Origin of the sequence: Agarivorans sp. 1_MG-2023, assembly GCF_030548385.1 — a bacterium.
Classification (GTDB): Bacteria; Pseudomonadota; Gammaproteobacteria; order Enterobacterales; family Celerinatantimonadaceae; genus Agarivorans.
In genome coordinates, this window is sequence record NZ_JAUOSJ010000011.1 from 137,315 (window position 1) to 163,118 (window position 25,804).

Here is a 25,804-nt window from a genome sequence, read left to right on the forward strand (position 1 = left end):
GATGGCATGTTAAAGCTAATCAAGCAGACAGCCTTTGCAACTGCGGTAGTTGCCGCAGCAGTAAGTTCAACCATGGTTTCAGCTGCTGAAAAAGCGATGGACACCATCAACTTTGGGATTATTTCTACTGAGTCTCAGCAAAACCTAAAAACCACTTGGACACCGTTTCTAGAAGCGATGGAAGAAAAAACAGGTTTTAAAGTTAAAGCCTTTTTCGCTCCTGACTACGCCGGCATTATTCAAGGCATGCGTTTCGACAAAGTAGACGTAGCTTGGTACGGCAACAAATCTGCGATGGAAGCAGTTGACCGCGCTGGCGGCGAAATTTTCGCACAAACCGTAGATGCTTCTGGCAACCCAGGGTACTGGAGTGTTTTGGTTACCCATAAAGACAGCCCGTTAAATACGCTTGAAGACGTTATTGCTAAGCGCAGCGACCTCACTTTTGGTAACGGCGATCCAAACTCTACTTCTGGTTTCTTAGTCCCGTCATACTACGTATTTGCCCAAAACAACATTTCAGTGTCTGACTTTAAACGCAGCATGAACTCGGGCCACGAAGCCAATGCTTTAGCCGCAGCCGCTAAGCAAGTAGATGTAGCAACAGGCAATACCGAAAACATGGACCGCCTAGAAATTACTGCACCAAAGAAATTTGAGCAGCTAAAAGTGATTTGGAAATCTCCACTTATTCCTTCAGACCCGATCGTGTGGCGTAAAAACCTACCGGAAAGTGTGAAAGGCGAAGTTTACGACTTCTTCATGGAATACGGCACCTCTGGTGATGCTAAAGAATTAGCCGTACTAGAAGCACTACAGTGGGCCCCGTTCAAAGCCTCAAGCGACCTTCAACTGTTGCCTATTCGCCAATTGGTATTGTTCAAAAACCGCATCGTGACTGAAAACGACAGCAAAATGTCGAAAGCAGAAAAAGCGGCAGAGCTAGCCGTTATCGACGCCCAACTTGCTGATTTAAACCGCAAGCAGAGCGCAATTACCGCGATGGCTAAATAGTTAAAAGCTAGCTGGGTGAAAGCCCAGCTTTTTTAAAGCCAACTTATCTAGACATGTTGAGAGCGTGAAATGAATATCGAAGCAAGCATTCTTAATCCAAATACTAAACCCTCTTGGTTGAGCCTACTATTCTGGGGTATTGCCATTGCAGGTTTAGCCTGGAGTTGGCAAGGCGCAGAAATAGCGCCAATGAAAATTTATAACGACGCCGGCAATATGGCGGAGTTAGCCAGTGACTTCTTCCCGCCAGACTTTAGCGATTTAAATTACTACCTAGAAGAAATGTTAATCACCCTGCATATCGCTATTTGGGGCACTATTTTCTCAATATTCCTGTCGGTTCCTTTTGGCTTAATGTGTGCCGAGAATATGGTGCCAGCGTGGGTATATCAACCAATGCGCCGCCTCATGGATGCCGCTCGCGCGATTAACGAAATGGTATTTGCCATGTTGTTTGTGGTCACCGTGGGTCTAGGTCCATTTGCTGGGGTAATGGCCTTGTTTATTCACACCACCGGGGTACTTGCCAAACTGTTCTCAGAAGCCGTTGAAGCGATAGACCCTGGCCAAGTTGAAGGCGTGCGCGCCACTGGTGCCAATAAGCTAGAAGAAATTGTATACGGAGTCATCCCCCAAGTGCTGCCGCTATGGATCTCGTTCTCCCTCTATCGTTTCGAATCTAACGTACGCTCCGCCACCGTTGTAGGCATGGTAGGCGCGGGAGGCATTGGCGTTATTTTGTGGGAAAGCATTCGAGGATTTATGTTCCCGCAAACTTGCGCCGTGATGATCATTATTGTGGCTACCGTGAGCCTGCTGGACTTTGCCTCACAACGCGTTAGAAAACTGTTTATTTAGGTGAACTGAACCATGCCTCGTTATCAAGAAATAGCCTTGAGCTTAGAAAAAGAAATTAGCCATGCGTATCAAGCGGGCCAATACCTGCCGCCCGAGCAACGTTTGGCCGAGCGCTATCAGGTTAATCGCCACACCTTGCGACGCGCCATTGATGAACTGGTGCTAAAAGGTTGGCTACTGCGCCAACAAGGCAAAGGGGTAATGGTGCTGAGTAAGCCAGTACGCTACCCATTGCATTCGGGATCTAAGTTCACCGATAACTTACTTAGCGCAGGTGCTAAACCCAATAGCCGCCTATTAAGCTTTATTCGCACCAATGCCAATCAACCGGTCGCTAAAGGCTTAGGCGTGGAGTTGGCCAGCCCGGTTATTCAGCTTAAAACCCTACGTTTTATCGACCAAGTACCGATTAGTATTGTGTTTCACCATCTGCGTTTAGGCGAGCACGAGGCACATTTAAGCCAATACCAACAAGGCTCGTTACACAGTTTTCTAAAGCAACACTGCAATATAGAACTGCGTCGTCAGCAAACTGTTGTTGGGGCGCAACTGCCTAACAATGAAGACCAAGCCTGCTTGCAAATTGATGCCAGTAATCCTTTGCTCACCCTGCAAACCGTCAATGTAGATCAGCAACATCAAGCCTTTGAATTTTCCATTTCTCATATTAGAGCTGAGCTAGTAGAGCTTAGCCTGGAGCACCCTTTATGAGCCACTCACAAACCCAGCAACCATCATCCGAACATTCAATACGTCAGCACTGGATGGCCGTTTTAGCTAATGCTTCTTACCCAGCGTTAGTTAGCCGCTGGCAACAGCTTAACTTAGACCCTGAGTGCGAAATAATTCGCCAGCCAGAAGTTGGCCTAGCCCGTTTGCAAGGGCGCGTTGGCGGCACTGGCGAACGCTTTAATTTAGGCGATACCACCATTACTCGTGCTGCGGTGCGTTTACCTAATGGCACGCTAGGTTATGGCTATTTACGCGGTCGAGCCAAGCAACACGCACTGTTGTCGGCGGTTATTGATGCCCTAATGCAAAACCGAGAATACGCCCCTAGCTTGCAGGAGGCGGTAATTCAGCCGCTGGCCGAACTACAGCAACAAGCAAAACATAAAACGGCTGAACACGCAGCCCAATCAAAAGTCGATTTCTTCACGGTTGTAAGAGGAGAAGATTAATGCAGCACATTGAATCTGGATTTATCGACGGCATACATAATGCCCAACAATGCTTTCGTTACATCCTTAAAGCCTTAAGCGAGCCTGGCACCGTGGTTACGCTAAACAAACACCCCGGTTTTTCGCCGCTAAATGCCGCCGCGAGCCAAATAATAATGAGCTTGTGCGACCAGCAAACGGGCGTGTATTTAAGCTCAGCACTTGCCGAATCAAGAGACGGTTTAGAGCAAGCTTGGCATAATTTGGCCTTTCACAATGGCGTTTCCTCAACGCCTATGGAGGAAGCCGATTACCTAGTGGTCAGTGGCATTGAAGATCTTAACTTACAACGTGTTAAGGCTGGCACAGATGCCAGCCCCGAGCTGAGTGCCAGCGTATTAGTTCAAACTACCGGTTTTGATAAGGGGCCTCGTTTTCGCTTAAGCGGACCCGGCATTAAACATAGCGTAGAGCTACAACTGGGTGAACTTAGTGACAGCCTAGTGAACTACTTGCTTAAGCCCAGCCATCGCTACCCTCTCGGTATTGATTTTATGTTCTGCCATCAGCAGTCGCTGGTGGCCATTAGTCGTACCACCAAGCTGGAGTTAATCTCATGTATGTAGCGGTAAAAGGTGGCGAAAAAGCCATCGAAGCAGCCCATAAACTGCAAGCCGAGCGCCGCCGTGGAGACACCGATATAGCGGAATTAAGCGTTGAGCAAATTAGCCAACAGCTCAGCTTAGCGGTTGAACGCGTAATGACCGAAGGTGGTATTTTCGACCGTGAACTGGCAGCGCTGGCGATTAAGCAAGCCAGTGGCGATCAAATCGAAGCAATATTTTTACTACGCGCCTATCGTACTACTTTGCCACTGTTGGCCACATGCGAGCCATTAAATACCAACAACATGCAGGTACAAAGGCGCGTTTCAGCCACCTATAAAGACTTGCCTGGCGGCCAACAACTGGGCCCGACATACGATTACAGCCACCGCTTATTGGACTTTAGCTTACTGGCTGAGCAACAAGCCGACAACAAGGCTGAACCGCCAGCGGCTGGGGCTTCAATCCAAGGTGATAACTCACAACAAGCCTTTAGCAAAGTATTCTCCTTGTTAGAACAACAAGGCCTAGCCAAGCCCGAAGTAGATGAAGGCGATGAACCCGCCGACATTACTCAGCAAGCCATTAGTTACCCTTGTTCGCGGGCAGCTCGCTTGCAACAACTCAGCCGAGGCGACGAGGGATTTTTGCTGTCACTAGCCTACTCCACTCAGCGCGGATACGGCCGTAACCACCCCTTTGCTGGTGAAATTCGCAGCGGCGAAGTGGCCATAGAGATATGCCCTGATGAGCTGGGTTTTACTATAGAAATTGGCAGTATCACCCTTACCGAATGTGAAATGGTAAACGGTTTTGTTAGCCCAGAGGATGAAGACAGCCACTTTACCCGTGGATATGGTTTAGCGTTTGGCTTTAGCGAGCGTAAAGCCATGGCTGTGGCGCTGCTAGACCGCTCGCTACAAACCGAGAAATATAACGAGCCCGTTACCAGCCCCGCTCAAGATGAAGAATTTGTATTGGCTCACGCCGACAACGTAGAAGCCGCTGGTTTTGTTTCCCACTTAAAACTGCCGCACTACGTTGATTTCCAATCTGAATTAGAACTGCTGCGCAAAATGCGCCAGCAAGGAGCAAACCATGACCAGCTATAGCCAACAAGCAGCTGCGTTAAACAACGATACTCAGCAATACAACTTTGCTTACTTGGATGAGCAAACCAAACGGATGATCCGCCGCGCCATACTAAAAGGCGTCGCGATTCCGGGCTACCAAGTGCCATTTGGTGGGAGAGAAATGCCAATGCCTTACGGTTGGGGCACTGGCGGCATAATGCTTAGCGCTTCCATATTGGGCCAAACTGATGTGCTAAAAGTGATTGACCAAGGCGCCGATGACACCACCAATGCTGTGTCTATTCGCCAGTTTTTTAGCAAAGTGTGTGACATTGCCACCACCGAAAAAACCGAGCAAGCCAGCGTCATTCAAACCCGCCACCGCATTCCAGAACAAGCCTTAAGTAATGACCAAATCTTGGTGTTCCAAGTGCCTATTCCTGAGCCTTTGCGCTTTATTGAGCCACGCGAAACCGAAACCAAGAAAATGCACGCGCTTGAGGAATACGGCTCAATGCAAGTAAAGCTCTACGAAGACATTGTTAAGTACGGTTACATTGCCACCAGCTACGCCTACCCAGTGAACGTGCATGGTCGCTACCTAATGGATCCCTCGCCAATCCCTAAGTTTGATAATCCCAAGTTACATCAATCGGAAGCCTTGATGATTTTTGGTGCCGGTCGTGAAAAACGCATTTACTGCATACCGCCCTATACCGATGTGCACAGTCTCGATTTTGAAGACCATCCATTTTGCATTCAGCAGTGGGACGAGCCATGCAGCTTGTGCGGCAGTCACGATACCTTTTTAGATGAAGTACTTATCGACGACCAAGGCCAACGCATGTTTATTTGCTCGGATACCGACTTCTGCCAGAAGCAGCAAGCCGCAGCACAAGGAGTTAATCATGACTAAGCTAGCCAGCGCATTGAACACCAATACACCACAAGCCGCAGCGCTATACGCAGAGCAGGAAACTCCGCTATTAAAAACCACTAATTTAAGCATGTTATATGCGCCAGGCAAGGGTTTTGAAGCGGTGGATTTGGAGCTATTCCCCGGCGAAGTATTAGCCATTGTTGGTGAATCAGGTTCAGGCAAAACCACCTTGTTAAAATCCTTGTCGGGACGTTTAGCGCCGCAAACGGGCAGCGTTGGCTTTAACGCTGAAGCAAACAGTGAAGCCTCACTCTATCAAATATCCGAAGCCGAGCGCCGTCGCTTAATTCGCGAAAATTTTGGCATTGTGCACCAACACCCCATGGACGGTTTACGCCCTCGCGTATCGGCGGGTGGCAACATTGGTGAGCGTTTAATGGAAGTGGGCGCGCGCAATTACAGCGACATTCGCCAACAAGCACTCACCTGGCTAAAAGCCGTTGAGATTGATGAAAGTCGCATCGACGACATGCCCCTCACCTTTTCTGGCGGCATGCAACAACGCCTGCAAATTGCCCGCAACTTGGTCACTCACCCCAAGCTGGTATTTATGGACGAACCCACCGGCGGATTGGATGTTTCGGTACAGGCGCGCTTGTTAGATTTAATTCGCAATTTAGTCACCGAACTGCAACTCGCGGTGGTTATCGTTACTCATGACCTAGCGGTAGCGAGGTTGTTGGCACATCGAATTATTGTGATGAAACAAGGCCAAGTTGTAGAAAGTGGCCTTACCGACCGAGTATTAGATGACCCGCGTCACCCCTATACACAACTACTGGTTTCATCGGTACTTCAACAATAGGTACATCAACAATAACGCTTAGCTAACAAGGAGTTTTCATGGAACCGCTAATGATTGCTAAAAACATCGACAAAACCTTTGTGTTACACAACCAAGGGGCTGCACGCTTACCGGTTTTACGCCAACAAAATGTAGAGATTTTTGCCGGAGAATGCCTAGTACTAAACGGCAGCTCTGGTTCAGGTAAATCGAGCTTATTACGCTCGCTCTATGGCAACTATCAAATAGACCAAGGCGAACTGCTGATTCGCCAAGGCGAGCAATGGCTAGATATGGCCAAGGCTGAGCCACGCCAAATTATTACACTGCGACGCAATACCATAGGTTGGGTAAGCCAATTCTTACGGGTTATTCCTCGCTTGTCAGCCCTAGATATTGTGATGCAGCCAATGCTAGAGAACGGCATTAGCGAGCACCTTGCCAAACCCAAAGCACAAACCTTACTGCACCAACTTAACGTGCCCGAGCGCCTTTGGAGCTTAGCGCCTGCTACTTTCTCTGGTGGCGAGCAGCAACGGGTGAATATTGCCCGTGGCTTTGCCCTCGACTATCCAATTTTATTACTCGACGAACCTACAGCATCACTAGACAAACACAATGCCCAGCAAGTGGTTGAGTTGATACTTGCCGCAAAACAACGTGGTGCAGCCATTGTGGGAATTTTCCATGATGTATGGGTGCGAGAGTTAGTCGCCGACCGATTGCACAACATGCAAGAACCCTCTCAACTAGCAGGATAAACCCATGATTATTACCAATGTAAATATGATTCTGGAACACGAGGTTGTGAAAGGTTCATTAGAAGTACGCGAAGGCCGAATTGTGGCACTTAGCGATACGCTTAGCCAACACAGCAGCGCAGTTAATGGCGATGGCGCTTATTTGCTGCCGGGTTTAATTGAGTTACATACCGACAATCTAGAAAAGTTTTTTACCCCTCGGCCAAAAGTAAATTGGCCCAGCGGTTCAGCCATGGCCAGTCATGATGCGCTGATGGTATCGAGTGGCATTACTACGGTGTTAGACGCTATCGCACTTGGTTACATTAATGACCACGGCACCCGTTTGGCCAACCTAGAACGGATGTTACATACCATTGTAAATAGCCAGCAGCGAGGAGATAACCGCGCAGAGCATTTACTGCATTTACGTTGTGAGTTACCCAATGCAGATACCGCCAACATCTTCGAAACCTTAGTAGAGCAAGGGCCAGTAGCCATGGTCTCACTAATGGATCACACACCTGGGCAACGCCAATTTGTAGATAGTGAAAAATACCGTACCTACTACATGGGCAAATATGGCCTTAACGACCAAGAGATGGCACGTTTTGAAGCTGAACAAACCGAGGCTTCAGAACTATGGTCTGATAAGAATCGCAAACACATTGCTGCATCGGCACGAGAACGCGGTATAGCCTTAGCCAGCCATGATGATGCCACCGTAGAACACGCGCTTGAGTCAGCAGCACTAGGCTGTGCAGTTGCCGAATTCCCAACTACCGTCGCTGCAGCTAAAGCGTCTCATGAAGGTGGTTTACAAGTGATGATGGGCGCACCAAATATTGTTCGCGGCGGTTCTCATTCAGGCAATGTGGCGGCAGCAGAGCTGGCGCGCGAAGGTGTATTAGATATTCTTTCTTCAGACTATTACCCCATGAGCATGTTAGATGCCGCCTACCAAGTGGCCAATATGGAAGATAATCATTACGACCTTTGCCAAGCGATTCAAATGGTGAGCTTAACGCCTGCGCTAACCTTAGGTATGGATGACCGAGGCAGCATTTGCGAAGGCAAGCGCGCCGACTTAGTGCTAGCAAAACCCAATGACGACCGCTTGCAAGTAATGCAAGTATGGCGCGAAGGAGAGCGAGTGTTTTAATGATTACTCTCAGCCAACCCACTGAGCTAAGCGGCGAAGCCAAGCTATTTTACTTGGTTGGTCCTTCTGGCTCAGGCAAGGACAGTATTATTAACTTGTTGCGTAGCCAGCTACAAACTAACAGCAATTTATTAATTGCTCATCGCTATATAACGCGAGCAGTGGATGACAGCGGTGAAAACCATATTGCCTTAAGTGTGCCCGAATTTACCCACCGTAAACACAGCGGCTTATTCGCCATGGATTGGCAAGCCAATGGTTGCAATTACGCCGTGGGTAACGAGGTAAATACTTGGCTAAGCATGGGTTTTTCGGTGTTGTTTAACGGCTCTCGTCAACACATTGACCTAGCGGAAGAGCTGTTTGGCGAGCGCCTTAGAGTGATAGCCTTAGATGTTGAACCAGAAATACTCGCCCAGCGCTTGCAAAAACGAGGTCGCGAACAGCAACGCGATATTGAAGCGCGCTTGCGCCGCAGCGCCAAATTTCAAGCAAACTTGCCCGAGCAATGCTGGCGCTTAGACAATAATCGCAGCATAGAAAACACTGTAAACAAGCTGCTTAAATACATCGACAATCAAACCACAGAGTTGTATATCCAATGAAGTTAACCTTGTTAGGCACTGGCAATGTGCAAGCGTGTCCGCTGTATGGCTGCGACTGTTTAGCCTGCCAGCGAGCGGTTAAAGACCCTAGCAAAGCCAGGCATTTATGTTCTGCGGTACTAGAAGTTAATGGTAAACAGATACTCATAGATGCTAACCACCCGCAATTGCAAAGCCTATTTCCAGCCGGTTCAATTGATGCCATTGTTCTCACTCACTACCACATGGATCATGTCCAAGCCCTGTTTGAACTGCGCTGGGGAGTGGCTGAGCCCATTGCTGTTTACCAACCCAATGATAAACAAGGCTGTGACGATTTATTCAAACATCCGGGCATATTGCAGTTTCAGCCACCACTAAGTGAAAACCAGGCCTTTGAGTTAGCCAACATCAACATTATTCCACTGGCCTTACATCACTCAAAACCCACCTTGGGATATCTATTTTGCAGCGAGCATGGCCGTATCGCCTACCTTACCGATACCTTGGGTATTCCAGACCAAAGCTGGCAGCAACTGCTTCGCCATCCTCCTAATTATGTGGTCATTGATTGCAGCCATTCGCCGCTGCATCGCTCTAGTAACCATAATAATTTAAGTGATGTATTAGAACTGGCGCATGCCCTACCCGACAGCCAGTGGGTGCTTACCCACATTAGTCATGAGCTAGACCACTACCTGATGCAGCATCCCGACTATTTGAGTGCCAATGTCCAAGTGGGTGCAGACGGTATGCAGCTAATCCTTTAACTAATACTGCAAGGAGGCCAAGATGGCCATTGTTGATCCTGGAAACAACCTAAGCTCGTCCCCATCAGTTGCAGCAAGCGCCAAAATTAGCAGCAGCCAACTAGGCCTATGGACAGAGATTGGGGAACGCTGCTTATTAGACAATGTAATGTTTGGCGATTATAGCTACGCCCAAAACGATGTCGACTTAGCCCTGTGCGATATAGGCAAATTTGTCTCCATTGCCTCTAGCGTGCGGATCAATCCTAGCAACCACCCTTGGTGGCGCGCTAGCTTGCATCATTTTAGTTATCGTCCGCAAAAATATGGCATGGCGAACAGTGTTGACGATGAGGTTTTTAGCTGGCGAGCCGACAACAAAGTGAGTATTGGTCATGATGTTTGGATTGGTCATGGCGCAATCATTATGCCTGGAGTCAACATTGGCAATGGCGCCATTGTAGGCTCTGGTAGCGTTGTAACGAAAGACGTTCCAGCGTGGCATATCGTGGTGGGCAACCCAGCTAAAGTGCTTAGGTCGCGCTTTGAACAGGCCGACATTGGCGAGCGCTTAGACAAACTGGCGTGGTGGAACTGGTCTCACGAGCAACTAGCCCAAGCCTTGCCCTTGTTCCAACAAGACTGCCTCGCCTTTTTAGAGCACTACGAGCAGCAAGCGGAAACGGTGTAATGAGCCCAGTAAGGTGCTAGTCAGCGCGCAAAAGCTTCGCTTTGCCACTCACGCTATGGCCATTGCCCAAACCTTACTTTGGGCAAGCTTGTATTACAGTTTTCCTGCCTTGCTATTAACCTGGCAATCTCAACTTAATTGGTCTTTAGCCGACTTATCATTAGCCTTTACGCTCGCCTTAGTGATGTCGGCAATTTGTTCGCCGTTAATTGGCCGCTTAATTGATCAAGGCTTGGGCGCAAAGGTATTGGCACTAAGTGCCGCTGCCGGCGGCTTGGGTTTGCTGTTACTTGGACAAGTTCAACAACTTTGGCAGTTTTATGTGGTGTGGGCATTCATCGGCTGCGCCAGCGCGGGTTGTTTATATGAGCCCTGCTTTGCATTTTTAACCCGTTATACTGGCGCAAACGCTAAATCGGCAATCACCAAAGTAACGCTTTATGCTGGCTTCGCCGGTACCATTAGTTTTCCCGCGTGTTTTTACTTGGTTAGTCACTTTTCATGGCCGTTTACGGTAAGTACGCTAGGGTTTGTGGTGTTGTTTGTGGCCTTGCCACTGCTGTGGTTTAGCAGCGTCAGCATTCAAAAAGCTAACAAAGCTGGGTTTAATAAAGACAATCATAAAGCTTCTACGTCAGCGTCTGGTAGGCTTAAAACCCTCAGCTTTTGGCTAATTGCTATCGCATTTTCACTTAGTGCGCTTAACCATACTCTTGTAGTGAACTACTTATTACCCGCCATGCACGCACTAAACTTCTCGCCCAACAAGGCAGTATTAGTGATGTCGATGATTGGCCCAATGCAAGTCATTGGCAGGATTGTGATGATGAGTGTAGACAGGCGACTCAGCAATCCAATGATAGCAATGCTGTGTTTTATCAGTATGTTTAGTGCGGCGACATTAATGTGGTGGTTAGCGCAATGGCAAATAGTGATATGGGGAGTGGTAGTGCTACAGGGTGCGGCTTATGGTGTTACTAGCATTATGCGGCCGGTGCTCACCAAACAACTCTTAGGCAGCGAAAACTTTGGCGCTATTTCTGGTTACCTAGCGGTACCCTATTTGCTCGCTACTGCCAGCGCGCCATTTTTAGGCGCTTTTGTTTGGCAGTTACACCAACAGCAGGCCATTTTTGCGGTCATTAATCTCAGTGCTCTGCTGGGCTTAGTCGCAATGGCAGCATGTTATTTTCAACACACTGCCACTACCAACAGTTATCAGAAGTTAACTGCTAAACCTAGGTAAGCACCGCTGTCGCTTGTGCTGTAGCTACGTGTTGCAATGTCTTCGTATTGATAACCGGCTGAAATGTCGATAGTGCTCGCCACTAAATCAAACAATTCGTAGTTAACACCCGCACGAAAACGGTTTGCTTTGTAATCTTCGTCAGTTAGTGACAATTTAAGATCACTTTCTAAGCCAAGACCTGAACCAGGGAAACGCCACGCTACGCGGCCCACCGCATATACTTGCTCGCCAGAGTCGGTACCCGCTAAAAACGAATCAGCACTGTCCCAACTTTCGTAACCTGCACCTAAGTCTAAGTACAAACCGGCAGTATCAAATAAGTTGTAGTAAAGCTCACCTTGGTAGCTAGAACCGTCAGCCGCATCGCCTTGTTTACGCTTGTTAGCGCCAACAGCAACATTTGGAATTAACGGGATAGGATGCTTAAAGCGTACTTCAATATCACCTTGCCATGCCGAAGAGGCTTTAGGGTCGGTATTGGTTTGAGCTAAGTGGCTGGCAACAGTCAGGCCAAGTAAATCAGCTTGAACGGGAAGTGCAGCGAACATTGCAGCGCCAATCGCTAGGCGAAATTTCATGGTGAGTCCTTTAACTAAACAACATCTATGAGGGTAAGGCGGCATTCTGCCATGAGCATTGTTTAACGCCAAGAGAAAAAGCTAATCAAGCAGGTCTATTTAGTTTAATTTGCTGAAAATTAACTAATAGCCGTATATTACTGCAATATATAGATAATATCTTTAGCTAACAAAACACTCTCCATACTTACCATTGATTGTGCATATTATTGAGCGCCGAATGTAATAACTCATCATCATGGTTATCTACATTAGCGTTATCATCGTTCATATGATTTGACTCATCACTATCATCAAGTAGTTGGTGATGGTGTTCATCAGCAGCCAAGGGATTATCAAAAGGATCTGTCGATTGAGCAGCAAGTGAGGCATCATCAGCTAAGGGATTATCTAGGTTCAATTCAGGCAAAGACTCAGCTTGCTGATTGCTTACAGGCTCTAAAGACAGCTCATCTCTATTCATACCCACCATTTGAAAATAGTGTTCTACTGGTGAAGCAACATGCTGGACAGTAATAACTAACTCTGAAGCAGCCATTTCATCTTTAGACTCGTGATGGTGATCCAGCTGCTCAACCTGCTCACCACTTACGAACTCATCGCTTGGTGCTAAAACTAGGTCAACATCCACAACATCATCGTCTAAGGGAGCATCGCTGGCATTTGCAGCAGCCGAAGGTTGAGCATGGTGGCCAACTACTGGGGTAACCGTCATATCGAGTACTTCTGAGCCTAGGGTTAACTTCCCGCTATGCCCTGGCCCATGACTTAAAATACTCACTTGAACATGCATAATGACGTCATCATGATGAGAACCTTGCAGCGCAACTTCAAATCTGTCTTCGTGTATGCCTACACTTTGCGCTGAACCGTGCGGTCCAGTGTAAGTGTTGGCATGCTCATGGTAACTGAGTTCGCCTGTTTTAGGGTGTATCGACAGGGTTCCCCATTGGCTGTTATAGGTTGTTTCGTAGTGTCCGTTGACTAAAATTTTCCAGCCTTGTTCAGCAACAGGGACTGGAGTTTGTGTCGGTATTAACGTTGGTATGCCTAAAGATGCACTGATTTGATGACTGCCAGATGGCGCTTTAACGACAATTGGCTCAGGTTTGGCACCTGCTGCGATGTTTAAGTTAGAGCTTACGTTGCCATGTTCATCAGTCATGATGGCTTTAACGATAGTGCTTGGTGCGACCTCCAACGAAATACCATGGCTTAAACTATTGGCATCAATTATATGGTCAACACCATTGATATTGATATGCTCGCCAATTTTTGCATCCGCTGCGGCATGTACCGTTGCGGTTATAGTGCCTGCATGTCCCTGTGCTATTTCTGCCTTGCTATAGGCATTATCACTACCTGGGCTCTCGAAGGTAATGGTGGGCATATCGACTTGGGTATCGACAGCGTAACTTAAGGTTTGGCTCGCATGAGCGAGGTTACCTGCATTATCGGTTGTGTCCACCGTTGCTGTTATCACCGTTTGTGCTGTTAACTCTGAGCCGGCGACATCAATACTAAATTGCCCGTGTTGATCAACAATGCCTGTATGTGTCTGCTGCCCTACAAGAATATTGACAATTTCTCCTTGCTGCACATCGCCACTCACATGGCCTGTAATACTGACATTGTGATTAGATTCAGCTGCATTAATCACATTATCTGCGGTGACAGGATCAAGTTGAATATTGGCGGATGCGACCTTATCGATTGAGAATGCTTGGGTACCGGTTGTGGCACTACCAATATTGCCGGCTTGATCTGTGGTGATAACAGTGGCTTCAATTGAATGAACGGGTTGCTGGCCAGAGGCATAAATACTATGAATATTCGCTTTTATAAGCGTTTGAGCTGGAACAGAAATACTGTAATTGCCTTGGCTATCGACGACACCTGTTAAGGCGCTTATCGTTGCGCCATTAACACTGAGACTGACAACATCTCCTACATTAAAGTCACCGCTGACATGCCCTGTGATATCAATGTTCTGTCCTGACTCTGCAAGATTAATTATATTGTCGCGAGTCACGCTGTCGACACTAATATGCGGGATAGGATTTTGAGTATCCACGATTAAGTGAGTTGATATCTCAGGGGTCGCGTTTCCTGCAAGATCGACAGTACCAATTTTAATGGGGTAGCTTCCATCGGCACTAAAGTACCTTTGATGATCGCTAGCACTGACCGTTAAGCTCCAAGTCCCATCACTATGCACACTCGCTTCACGAAAATGATTGTTGCCGAAATTGAGGTATACGCGATCTCCTGCTGCAATATTGGAGGTGGTTCCTGTAATGACTAATGCTTGATTGTTTTCAACGGCATTAAGCGCATTGTCTGTTGAAATTGGGTTTACCGAAACGGTGCCTGGAGTCGTGTCTAAAGTGAAGCTGAAATGGGTCGTTGCCGATTGGTTGCCAGCGATATCTGTTTGCCTAACCAGTAGGTTATTTACGCCTTCTACTGGGTTGAACATACTACTCCAGCTATGACCACCGTCATTAGAATACTCAACTTGCGCGCCCGCTTCAGCCTGAATTGACAAGCGAGCATCTTGGGTTACAAGGTCAGCCGTTGGATGAAGCTCGCCGCTGGTATCGCTGCGTAAACTCACACTTGGTGCGGTAACTTGATTGTCTAATGTGAAACTCAATGAGCTTGTCGGAGAAATATTACCAGCGCTATCAGTTTGTCTCACGCTAACATTATTCGCACCGGGTTGCGGCGTGAAACTTGATGTCCATGTGTGTCCACCGTCAGACGAATATTCAACGGCTGCGCCTGCTTCTTGGCCGTTAATCGTTAATGTACCGTCGTTAGTGATCAAGTCGGCAGTGCTGCTTCCTGTGTCATGGGTTAAAGACAGGGTTAAAGGGGCAGCGCTCAAGTCAGCTACGGGAGCAATTTGGCTGATGAGTGTGGATTGATTGCCCTCTGAATCAATAATACTCGCGCTGAGAGTTGAGCCCGGCGAAACCTCAACATTCACTAGCCCAGCAACATAATCAGTGTTGCTAATCACATGGGACACGCCATTGATTATTAATGTATCTGCTGCATAGACATCATCGGGAAGATGAATACTGGCAGTTATGGTATTGGCTGCACCTACCGCAACTTCAGCTGCATTGTAGCTATTATCGCTGCCAGTGCTTTCAAAGGTAATGGTTGGCGCTTTGGCGTGTGTATCCACAGAAAAATTATCATATTCGCCATTATAGCCGGAAGGAGTTTGGTTACCTGCCTTATCTGTTGCATGAATATAAGCGGTGTAATGTCCATCGGGTAAATTATTGGCATCAACACTGTAGCTTCCTTTGCCATCAAGGCTAGCATGCAAGGTCTCTATTACCGTATTACCCTGTTTAATGACAATATCGACATGGGCTGTGTCTACACTAACCGTGCCACTGAATGTTGGTTGATGGGTGGTTTCTGTTTTTAAGTTTACTTTAGAGATATTTGGCGCAGTGTAATCAACTTCAAGTGCCAGAGCATTGCTTTGATGGTTGCCAGCTATATCAGTGGCTTCTACTGTTAGGGTATGTTTTCCCTCAGTAATATCGGATGTGGTGAGCTGATAAATACCATTGTTATTAGCTGTACCTGTCGCAATCACTTTGCCTGTTTCATCGGTAATGGTAATGATAGAGTTTGCTTCTGCGCTGCCGGTAATGATTGGTGTATGGATATTAGTGAGATTATCTGTAGCGGAAATACCTGAGTCGGTAGAGGATTTCAAATCAATAGAAGGGGCTGCAATTTGGTCATCAAGAGTGAATCTTAATGATGTCGAAGTTGATATATTCCCCGCAATATCCGTCTGTCTCACGCTAACGGTGTTTGAGCCTGGTTGTGGCGTAAAGCTCGACGTCCATGTTTGTCCGTTGTCTGTTGAATACTCTACGGCTGCGCCTGCTTCTTGTCCGCTAATTGTTAATGCGCCATCACTACTAATCAAGTCAGAAGTACTGCTTCCTGTGTCATGAGTTAACTCGATTGTCAGCGGGGCAATCGTGGTATCAACATGAACAGAAAGCAGTGAAGATGTTGCCGGTAGTACTGATGAAGGTGCGAGCGCTTTAGCCGATAGATTATGATCGCCATCGGCTAAGTTGCTTACTACGGCATTGTATTGACCAGATGCGTCAGACACTGCATGTCCGATTGGGATGGAACCATCGTAAATCGTGACTTGCGAATAGGGAATATCAGTTTGACCGGTTATGGTTGGCGTATTGTTATTCGTCAGGTTATCAGTATCAGATGTTCCAGTATCTGTTGATGCCGCTAAATCGACGGTAACCGTATTACTTGGTGGCGTATTAGTGCCTGCTGGGAGAGTTGGCTGTGCCGTAGTCACGATTGGGTTTTGTGGAACGGTTGTAGAGATACTAGGCGGCTGTCCATTAGTCGATGTAACCTGTCCATTAGTATCAAAAGTAACAAACCTTGATGACTCGCCGCCATGATTGTCTACAACTTTAACTTCAAACACATCTGCGCCATGGTAGGTGTGAGTGGCAGAGTTATAGCTCATGCCTGAAACAGAAGCGTTTGGCGTATAAACATAAGCGCCAGAGTTTGGATCAACCGATAGAACGCCAAATTGCCCAGTAGGGTGTACTACAGAGAAAGAATGCGTGTCTGTTAAATCGATATCTGTTTCAGTCAGCGTACCTGTTGTTGGCGTAGTCTGCGTGACAGAAAGTGTTGGTACATCGTTAGTGCCGTGGATATTGATAGTGATTGTATGTGCAGTGCCATCTGCACTGTGAATGGTGAGTGTATCTTGTAACACTTCATTGGCAGCCAAGCTTTGAATTTTTGGATTATGGTTATTCGCGGTGTAATCCCACTCACCATTAGCATGCATTCGGTAACTGCCTAAGCCAGTATCACTAACGACTAAGCTCCCCCTTTCACGGATTCCCTGCGCACCATTCCCCGTCCCACTAACTTGAAAAATTGCCTCATCAGTATCACTGTCAGAAACAGTCAAATGCCCACTGGTTATCAAATTATTATTTGAGGTTGTTATATCTTCAGTGAGAGTACCAGTATCAACACCTGAAATAAGCGCGCTGTCATTAGTCCCGTTAACGGTAATCGTCACTTGATGTGTTGTACCATCTACCGAAGTGACAGTGATAATATCAGTTGCAGTTGTGCCTTTCCCCAAAGCTTGCACCGCTGGGTTGTTATTGTCTAAATCGTATACCCAAGCTCCAGATTTTATTAAGTGCAGTGTGCCGAAAGAACCTGGTATATCTGTGTTAGAGAAATGCGCTTCATCGGTGTCAGCATCAGTAATAGAAAGGGTGCCCGCAACAGAGTGGGCTGAATTTAAATCCTCAGTAACAGCCCCAGAGTCAGTTCCTGAAATTACTGCCGCATCATTAGTACCATGTATCGTTATGGAAATTTCATGTGAAGTGCCATCAACTGAACTTACAGTTATATGGTCGATAATGGTTTCTCCGGCTTTTAATTCTTGAATCTTCGGATTTGCATTATCAATACGGTAGCTATAATCACCAGTATCAGGGTCAATGAGTAAACTACCCCCTAAGCTTGAGCTGTAACCAACATGTGTGCCTGCTGCATCTTTAACCACGTTAGGGTCAAACTTTGACTCTCCTGTATCAGGATCGGTTATTTGTAACTGTCCATCAAATGCCAATACATGCTGCATACCTTGAACATTGATATCTTCTGTAATACTGCCTGTATCTACGCCAGTGATTATAGGTATATCGTTGGTACCTGTTATCGTAATGACTAAATCTTTGGTATCCGTTGCCCCCGCTGAATCAGTCACAGTAACAGGAATAGTTAAGGTTTCTATCTCGCCCGCTTTAAGATGCTGAAAACTCGCATCGGTCGGATCGAGCTTGTAACTACCATCGGTAGTTAATGTAAAACCACCCTTTGTAAATGTGGTTTTAAACGAAGCTGTATCACCCGTATCGGTATCGGTTGAAGCGATTTGACCTGTGACTACTGAGCCATCTTCGGTTGCGCTGATAGGTGCAATTGTATTGATAACAGGGGCATCGTTTGCAGATGTAACATCAACAGTAATGGTTTGACTGGTGCTTGTTTGACCATCAGTAACCGAAAGTACAACCGTAGCGGGACCATTGTAATTAGCATCAGGTGTAAAGACGACTTGACCTTGGGCATTCAATGCAGCAGTACCATGTGTTGCAGAAACACTTGGTGTTAGTGTATCTGTGGTATCCACATCCGTTGCATGGAAGGTAATGGTTTTACTGCCATCCTCTGTTACGGTTTGCGTTGCTACAGGGGTAATTGTTGGCGCATCATTGGTGCCATTTATGGTGATGACGATATCGTGAGTTGTACCATCTATAGAAGTGACTTGCAGCGTGTCAGTTAAATACTCATTGTTACCTAACGTTTGGATAGCGGTTTGCGAGTTATCAGCAAAATAACCCCAGCTACCATCGGGACTAATTTGTAAATGACCGTAATGACCTTGTAGGGCGGTTTTGTTAAACCCATGGCCTACAAAACTACTTTCACCTGCATCTATATCAGCAATATCTAATTTGCCCGTCGCAGTCAGATTATGGCTCTGAGGATTAACACCAACATCTTCTTTTAATATGTGAGTATCGATTCCACTGATTGTGGGAGCATCATTAGTGCCATGAACGGTAATCGTTAAATTCTGTGTTGATGTTGCATTTACCTCATCTTTTACCGTCACAGGAATAGTAATCGTTTGCTCCTGGCCAGCGCCCAGATGTTGGTATGAAGCATGAGTTGGGTCAAAGGTATAACTACCATCGGCATTAAAGGTCAAACCATCCACAGGGTTTGCAATCTCATAAGAAAGAATCGGATGCGAATTGTAGTCGACATCAGTCGCCTGCATTTGCCCTTGAAGCGCACTACCATCTTCAATAACGGACTGTGTTTGAGCTGCTAGTACAGGTGCATCATTAGTCCCAGTCACTGTGATTGTAATATCATGAGATGTCCCATCTGCGGAGTAAACGCGATACACAACATTTTCAACATCACCTTCATGCAGGTATTGAAGGGCACTGTTTTTAACCGAGTAGCCCCAACTACCTTGTGGGGTTATGTGTAAGCTTCCATGAAATGGGTCATGAATAGCTTGTTCGCCTAACTGGGAATAGTCGATATGATCTTGTCCTGCGTCAGGGTCGGTAACCGCCAAAGAACCAGACACCGCAATCGTTTGCGCCGAGCTATGCCCAACATGTTTATCTTCGGTGATATTTCCAGTGTCAACACCGCTAAAGGTTGCCGCATCTTGTTGGCTTGCTAAAGTCATATTTGCGCCAGTGTGTGTTACACCACCGTGCGCATCTTTTACATCATAATTAAAATGTACGTCGCCGTTGTAATCTTTAGCAGGGGTAAAGGTAAAGGTCCCATCCTTGTTATCGAGAATTGAACCATGGTCCGCATGTAAATTTTCTATGGTGAGTTGACCGGCATCATTAGCATCAACATCCACGGTATTTTGTAAAAGCTGATTTAACGTTAATACTTGAGCAGTATCTTCTTTACCTGAATTTAGCTGAACTTCAGATGAGCAATAAGGTTTATCGTTATCACCATGAATGGTAATCACAATATCATGCGCTGTGCCGTCTTTTGAGTAGACAGTGATGGTATCAGTTAATGATTCTCCCTTCCCTAATTTATCAATTGCTCTGCCAACACCTGAAGCTTGTTGACCTACTTCGATATTATAATGCCAAGTGCCATCTTTGAGTAACATGAGATTGCCATACTGGCCGTGATAAGCATAACCTAAGCCTTTGCTATCAAAGGTATTTTCTCCGCTATCACCGTCTATAATATTGAGCTTCCCATCAACATATAAAAGATCATTGGTAATTTCCCCCATGCCTGGATGTGCATGATCGGGAGAGCGGTCAGGTCTGCTACTTTCGTTAATATCGCCGGTGTCTAAGCCACTGATGATGGCAGCATCATCAACGGCAGCTAAATCAAGACTTGCCCCTGTATGTGTTACACCACCATGCGCATCTTTAACATCGTAATTAAAGTTAACTTGACCGTTGTAGTCTTTAGCTGGGGTAAAGGTAAACGTGCCATCCTTGTTATCGAGAATTGAACCATGGTCCGCATGTAAATTTTCAATGGTGAGCTTGCCTGCGTCATTAGCATCAACATCCACTGTGTTTTGTAATAACTGATTTAACGTTAATACTTGAGCAGTATCTTCTTTACCTGAATTTAGCTGAACTTCAGATGAGCAATAAGGTTTATCGTTATCACCATGAATGGTAATCACTATGTCGTGAGTTGTGCCATCTTTAGATTGAATGGTGATTGTATCAGTGAGCGTCTGCCCTTCACCGAGTTTATCTATGGTAGTGCCGACTGTTGTTTTACGATTACCAACCCAATCAACACTGCCTACGGGGACATCGTAATGCCAAGTGCCATCAGTATTTAATAGTAAATGCCCATATTGCCCGTGATAGGAGTTATTCCAAGCTCCGCCTTTAGGGTCAAACTGAGATTCACCAGTATCCGGGTCAACAATATCCAACTTGCCATCGGCTGTTAATGCACCTTGCCCTATTTTCGCCATGCCAGCTTGGGCATAATCTGGAGACCTGTTTCCAAAAGTACCATAACCTTCATCCACATCACCGGTTGATTGGCCTGAGATTATTGCAGCATCATCAACGGCAGCTAAATCAAGACTTGCCCCCGTATGCGTTACCCCACCGTGTGCATCTTTTACATCGTAATTAAAATGGACGGGACCGTTATAATCTTTAGCAGGTGTGAAGGTAAACGTGCCATCGGTATTTATTGCAATTGAACCGTGATCAACTTGTAGGTTAGCAATAGCTAGCTGACCCGCATCATTTGTATCAACATCTACTGTATTTTGCAGTAATTGATTTAGCGTTAAGGTTTGAGCAATATCTTCTTTGCCTGAATTTAATTGAACTTCAGATGAGCAATACGGGGCATCATTATCACCATGAATGGTCACCACAATATCGTGCGCTGTACCGTCTTTTGAGTAGACAGTGATGGTATCCGTTAACGAGTCACCATCTCCTAATTTATCAATGGTTGTACCGACATTGGTAGTCGCTGTGCCACTGGTAAATCCATTATGGCCGATATCAACCATATAGTGCCAAGTGCCGTCTTCATGCAGATTAATACGGCCATATTGGCCACTGTAGCTATAACCACCGCCATGGGTATCAAACTTATTTTCACCCGAATCTGGATCGGTGATGTCTAATTTCCCATCGGCATAAAGCGCTTCGGAAGTTAACTGGCTTTTGCCATAGTCAGGTGACATATCAAAGTAATGTCCATGCCCTTCATCCACACTTGCGGTATCTACACCAGCAATTATCGCCTTATCGTCGGTACCGTTAATGGTCACTGTCACTTTTTCCGATGTGCCGTCAACCGAGTGAACCATTACAGTATCAGTAACCGTGTCACCGGTTTTCAGCCCTTGAATACTGGTTTGCGAGTTATCGGCGGTGTAAGTCCAATGGCCGAGATTATTGATACTTAAGGTACCAAATTGGCCTTGAATCGATTCAGCTTGGAATTGGTTTTGACCATTATCGACATCGGTTATGGTTAGCGCGCCATCCGCGCGTAATAGACCGCTGTGTACGTCTTTATCTTCGGTAATTCTGGCAGTTGAAGTACCTGCTATCACGGCTTTGTCGTCAGTGCCGTTAATAGTCACGGTAACTTTTTTCGATGTGCCGTCAACCGAGTGAACCATTACAGTATCAGTGACCGAGTCACCGGTTTTCAGCCCTTGAATACTGGTTTTCGAGTTATCAGCGGTGTAAGTCCAATGGCCTAAATTATTGATACTCAAAGTACCAAACTGGCCTTGAATCGATTCAGCTTGGAATTGGTTTTGGCCGTTATCCACATCGGTGACGGTGAATACACCATCGACACGAAGTTGTCCCGAGTGAAGGTCTTTACCTTCGGTAAGACTAGCGGTTGAAGTGCCTGCAATCACCGCTTTATCGTCAGTGCCGTTAATGGTGACAGAAACTTTTTGTTCAGTGCCGTCAACCGAATGCACCAGCACAGTATCAGTAACTGAATCACCGGTCTTTAAGCTTTGAATGCCAGGTTGCGAGTTATCGGCGGTGTAAGTCCAATGGCCGAGATTATTGATACTTAAGGTACCAAATTGGCCTTGAATTGATTCGGCTTGGAACTGGTTTTGGCCGTTATCCTCATCAGTGACGGTGAGTGCGCCATCAACACGCAATTGTCCTGAATAAACGTCTTTATCTTCACTAAGGTTTGCTGTCGAAGTGCCTGCAATAACTGCTTTATCGTCAGTGCCGTTAATGGTCACGGTGACTTTTTGCGATGTGCCGTCAACCGAGTGAACCATTACAGTATCAGTAACCGAGTCACCAGTTTTTAAGCCTTGAATACTGGTTTGTGAATTATCTGCTGTATAAATCCAATGGCCTAAACTATTGATACTCAAAGTACCAAACTGGCCTTGAATCGATTCCGCTTGAAATTGATTTTGGCCGTTATCTGCATCGGTGACGGTGAGCGCACCATCAACACGTAATAGCCCTGAGTGAAGGTCTTTATCTTCAGTAAGACTGGCAGTTGAAGTACCTGCAATCACCGCTTTATCGTCAGTACCGTTAATGGTCACGATGACTTTCTGAGTCGTGCCATCAACCGAGTGAACCATTACAGTATCAGTAATCGAGTCACCAGTTTTTAAGCCTTGAATGACCGTTTGTGAGTTATCGGCGGTGTAAGTCCAATGACCGATATTACTAATTAAAAAGGTACCAAACTGGCCTTGAATCGATTCCGCTTGAAATTGGTTTTGGCCGTTATCGACATCAGTGACGGTGAGTGCGCCTGCAACGCTTAATTGCCCTGAATGAACATCTTTATCTTCGGTGAGAACGCCGCTATACCCTCCGCCAATAACTGCGTGTTCATTCGTGCCAACAACTTGAATACTGAGGTCTTGCTTAACCATTTCACCAGTACTGTCGGTTACGCTCACAACAAAGTGCTCAACACTCTTCTGCCCCTCTACTAAAGCAAGTGTTGCTGGTTGTTTGTTATCAAGCTGATATTGCCACTGGCCATTATCTGGATTAATGGTTAATCGGCCATATTGACCTAGAGAGTGGCTAACTGCCCATTGTAGTTGTTCATTATGGTCAGGATCTTTCGCGAACAACTGGCCATCAACTTCTGAAAGTGCAGCCATCTCAGTAACATTGGCATGATGTAAACCAGAAATTTGGGGTTTATCATTGCTGCCCTCAACTTCGACAGACACTACCATTTTCACTTGATTCTGCGAACTATCCTTAGCCAACACCACGAACTGTTCGGTGTGATGCTCTCCTTCAGCTAAAGCGTTGGTAGAGCTTAGCGAATTATCTAGCCTATAGCGCCATTCTCCCGTGCTAGGATCCACAGTAAGTTGACCATACAAACCTGCACCAGACTCTACCGACCAAACAGCGGCTGATGAACCTGCTCCAGCCACATGTAAATTGCCACTTACTTCACTAACATTATCTTCTTTAACCGTACCGCTTTGTTGTTGACTGCCTTCAGCATGAAGAACAGGGGCGCCAGTCTCCGGAAAATTGCTATTTTGATGAACAGACAAACTAGGGTGCGCTTGTACAATAGTCGAATTGGTCGCTTGATGGTCCGCTGTTACATGAGGTGTAACATGCTTAATCAATGAACTTGGTGAGTACCAGTTACCATAACCCTGTTCACTTAAACCACCGCCTTGGCCAACTCTATCAGCTTGAACTGCGGCCTTGTTATTAGGTTCAGTTAGTTCAAGTGCTGCACCAGCCAGTTGGTCGGCAGCTGACGGTTGCGCAACAGGAACTTCAGCAGCCCTTTGCTGATCCTCAGTATTTACCTTGTTCGAAGTTGCATCAGAATGTTGAGGGTTCAAGGGTTCATCGACTACGTCTTGAGTAACATAACCTTCTTTTTCGATGGCTTGCTGCTCACTTAGAAGTTGCTGATGGGACTTATCAGCCACTAAATCCTGATTTTTAAGCCCCTCCCCCTTAACATCTCGCAGTTCTTTAGCTTTCAAACGCTCTACATCTTGATCTAAGCGTTTAGCTTTGTTGATGCTTTTATCTGGTTTGCTTTGCTTATCTGAAGCACTTTTCACTGCTTTATCTTTAGGCTTGTTATGAACATCTTTCATAATAAAACTCCCTTAACGTTCGCCAAAGGCAGTGGTGATGTTGGTAAATACTGGTTTCCATAAATATTGAAATACCGTTTTATCGCCAGTCACAATGTCTACTTCACCGGTCATACCCGGTATCAAACCAAAGCGCTCTGGATCATCGTTAAAAAACGGCTCTTCAATGCTTATTTTTACTTTGTAAAAAACGCCCCCTTTCTCATCAGTATCAGTAGAAGGAGAGATTCTTTGAACAATGCCATCTAAAGCCCCATAACGGCTGTAATCAAAGGCGTCTATTTTGACTCTTGCGCTTTGACCTACATCCACAAAACCAATATCTCGAGGAGACAATTTAGCCTCAATCAGTGCTTCTTTGGTGGTAGGGACAATAACTGCAACCGTTCCTCCGGGAGCAATAACGCTGCCTGAAGAGGTAGTAGGAATAGATTGAACAATGCCATCAACCGGGGCTAACACGGTAGTTTGAGAAACTTGTGATCCGGAAGATTTTAAGCGCGCCTCAACGCCTAACAGCTCAGCTTGAGCCTCGGCACGTTTTTCGCCAACTTGATTAAACAAAGCGGCATTTTTCTGTTCTAGCTGCTTGCTTAAATTGGTTAGGCTTTTACTTAACACTTGCTCCTTTCCCTCTAAAGATTTTAACTCTCTTATGTAAGAGTCGAGCTTTTGTTGAGCTTCAAGCACTTGTAGCTTAGACACCACTTGAATTCCACCTGGTGATTTCATCATGTTGATGGTTTTACGAGAGGCCGATATTTGGTCACTTAGTGCTGGCACTTCATTCTCTACAGCAGTCAATTCAGCTTTAGCCTTAGCTATCTCCGATTCTGTTAAGGCTGAGGTAGCAGCTAATTCAGCATTCATCCTTTTGAGCGCTGAAACATGCTGCGCCACTAATTTAGGATACTCAGTTTGAAACGCCAAGAAGTCAGCTTGGCGCTGCTCAACAAAGGCGTTATAACGCTCAATACGTAATTCTAAATTGGCTTGTTTACTGGCTAATTCTTCCTCTAAAGACTGGCTATCAATGGCCACAAAATTGGCGAGTACATCGCCCTGTTTAACCACATCACCTTCCTCTACACTCACAGAGGCTAAGGTTCCACCTAGCTGACTTTGAATAACTTGCCGGTGACCCAAGGGAACAACCTGCCCTTTAGCCTTGGCTATTTCCTCTACTGTCGTAAACACCGCCCACAACAGCATTCCCATAATTGAAAGTGCGATAAACCAAGCAATACGGCGTATAAGCTTCCGCTCTGCAGGTGCTTCAATGGCATCAGTAAACTCATGTTCTGGCCAAATACGATTAGCCAATTGACGCTGTTCCATAT

General features: G+C 46.2%; 17 protein-coding genes. 14 read left to right on the forward strand and 3 right to left on the reverse strand.

The window, feature by feature from the left end:
* The first annotated feature begins 6 nt into the window (after positions 1 to 6).
* From phnD to Q4592_RS16300, 14 genes are all read left to right on the forward strand, one after another.
* Positions 7 to 1,014 (forward strand): phosphonate ABC transporter substrate-binding protein, encoded by a 1,008-nt coding sequence (gene phnD, locus Q4592_RS16235; protein ID WP_303515029.1) that lies wholly within the window; start codon positions 7 to 9, stop codon positions 1,012 to 1,014.
* Positions 1,015 to 1,083: 69 nt separating this feature from the next.
* Positions 1,084 to 1,872, forward strand: a complete 789-nt coding sequence (gene phnE / locus Q4592_RS16240; RefSeq protein ID WP_303515031.1) for a phosphonate ABC transporter, permease protein PhnE — start codon at positions 1,084 to 1,086, stop codon at positions 1,870 to 1,872.
* Between the two features lie 12 nt (positions 1,873 to 1,884).
* Positions 1,885 to 2,583 (forward strand): phosphonate metabolism transcriptional regulator PhnF, encoded by a 699-nt coding sequence (gene phnF, locus Q4592_RS16245; protein WP_303515034.1) that lies wholly within the window; start codon positions 1,885 to 1,887, stop codon positions 2,581 to 2,583.
* Complete coding sequence (phnG, locus tag Q4592_RS16250) at positions 2,580 to 3,053, forward strand: phosphonate C-P lyase system protein PhnG (protein ID WP_303515037.1); 474 nt, start codon at positions 2,580 to 2,582, stop codon at positions 3,051 to 3,053. The genes phnF and phnG overlap by 4 nt, the downstream gene beginning before the upstream one ends.
* Complete coding sequence (phnH, locus tag Q4592_RS16255) at positions 3,053 to 3,658, forward strand: phosphonate C-P lyase system protein PhnH (RefSeq protein ID WP_303515039.1); 606 nt, start codon at positions 3,053 to 3,055, stop codon at positions 3,656 to 3,658. The genes phnG and phnH overlap by 1 nt, the downstream gene beginning before the upstream one ends.
* Entirely contained in the window at positions 3,649 to 4,749 is a 1,101-nt protein-coding gene (locus Q4592_RS16260) for a carbon-phosphorus lyase complex subunit PhnI (RefSeq protein ID WP_303515041.1), read from the forward strand. The genes phnH and Q4592_RS16260 overlap by 10 nt, the downstream gene beginning before the upstream one ends.
* Complete coding sequence (locus Q4592_RS16265; RefSeq protein ID WP_303515043.1) at positions 4,736 to 5,626, forward strand: alpha-D-ribose 1-methylphosphonate 5-phosphate C-P-lyase PhnJ; 891 nt, start codon at positions 4,736 to 4,738, stop codon at positions 5,624 to 5,626. The genes Q4592_RS16260 and Q4592_RS16265 overlap by 14 nt, the downstream gene beginning before the upstream one ends.
* The gene (gene phnK, locus Q4592_RS16270; protein ID WP_303515045.1) at positions 5,619 to 6,455 is read left to right on the forward strand and encodes a phosphonate C-P lyase system protein PhnK; all 837 of its coding nucleotides are present in this window, start codon (positions 5,619 to 5,621) and stop codon (positions 6,453 to 6,455) included. Before Q4592_RS16265 ends, phnK begins: the two co-directional genes overlap by 8 nt.
* Before the next feature lie 38 nt (positions 6,456 to 6,493).
* Positions 6,494 to 7,195, forward strand: coding sequence for a phosphonate C-P lyase system protein PhnL (gene phnL, locus Q4592_RS16275; RefSeq protein WP_303515047.1), 702 nt, complete (start codon positions 6,494 to 6,496; stop codon positions 7,193 to 7,195).
* A gap of 4 nt (positions 7,196 to 7,199) precedes the next feature.
* Positions 7,200 to 8,336 carry an alpha-D-ribose 1-methylphosphonate 5-triphosphate diphosphatase gene (gene phnM, locus Q4592_RS16280; RefSeq protein ID WP_303515050.1) on the forward strand — a complete coding sequence of 379 codons (1,137 nt, stop codon included), beginning with the start codon at positions 7,200 to 7,202 and terminating at the stop codon, positions 8,334 to 8,336.
* Positions 8,336 to 8,941, forward strand: coding sequence for a ribose 1,5-bisphosphokinase (gene phnN / locus Q4592_RS16285; RefSeq protein ID WP_303515053.1), 606 nt, complete (start codon positions 8,336 to 8,338; stop codon positions 8,939 to 8,941). Before phnM ends, phnN begins: the two co-directional genes overlap by 1 nt.
* The gene (gene phnP / locus Q4592_RS16290) at positions 8,938 to 9,690 is read left to right on the forward strand and encodes a phosphonate metabolism protein PhnP (RefSeq protein WP_303515055.1); all 753 of its coding nucleotides are present in this window, start codon (positions 8,938 to 8,940) and stop codon (positions 9,688 to 9,690) included. The genes phnN and phnP overlap by 4 nt, the downstream gene beginning before the upstream one ends.
* A 22-nt stretch (positions 9,691 to 9,712) precedes the next feature.
* Positions 9,713 to 10,360 (forward strand): DapH/DapD/GlmU-related protein, encoded by a 648-nt coding sequence (locus Q4592_RS16295; protein WP_303515058.1) that lies wholly within the window; start codon positions 9,713 to 9,715, stop codon positions 10,358 to 10,360.
* 13 nt (positions 10,361 to 10,373) lie between these two features.
* A complete protein-coding gene (locus Q4592_RS16300; protein ID WP_303515060.1) occupies positions 10,374 to 11,606 on the forward strand; it encodes an MFS transporter in 1,233 nt (410 codons plus the stop codon).
* Here the strand turns inward: Q4592_RS16300 and Q4592_RS16305 are convergent.
* The 3 genes from Q4592_RS16305 to Q4592_RS16315 form a co-directional block, all read right to left on the reverse strand.
* Positions 11,579 to 12,187 carry a hypothetical protein gene (locus Q4592_RS16305; protein WP_137672751.1) on the reverse strand — a complete coding sequence of 203 codons (609 nt, stop codon included), beginning with the start codon at positions 12,185 to 12,187 and terminating at the stop codon, positions 11,579 to 11,581. The two genes, Q4592_RS16300 and Q4592_RS16305, sit on opposite strands and share 28 nt — an antisense overlap.
* Before the next feature lie 187 nt (positions 12,188 to 12,374).
* Positions 12,375 to 24,464: a VCBS domain-containing protein gene (locus Q4592_RS16310; RefSeq protein WP_303515064.1), complete on the reverse strand. Its 12,090-nt coding sequence runs from the start codon at positions 24,462 to 24,464 to the stop codon at positions 12,375 to 12,377.
* Positions 24,465 to 24,476: 12 nt separating this feature from the next.
* Positions 24,477 to 25,802 carry an HlyD family type I secretion periplasmic adaptor subunit gene (locus Q4592_RS16315; RefSeq protein ID WP_303515067.1) on the reverse strand — a complete coding sequence of 442 codons (1,326 nt, stop codon included), beginning with the start codon at positions 25,800 to 25,802 and terminating at the stop codon, positions 24,477 to 24,479.
* Between the last annotated feature and the right edge of the window lie 2 nt (positions 25,803 to 25,804).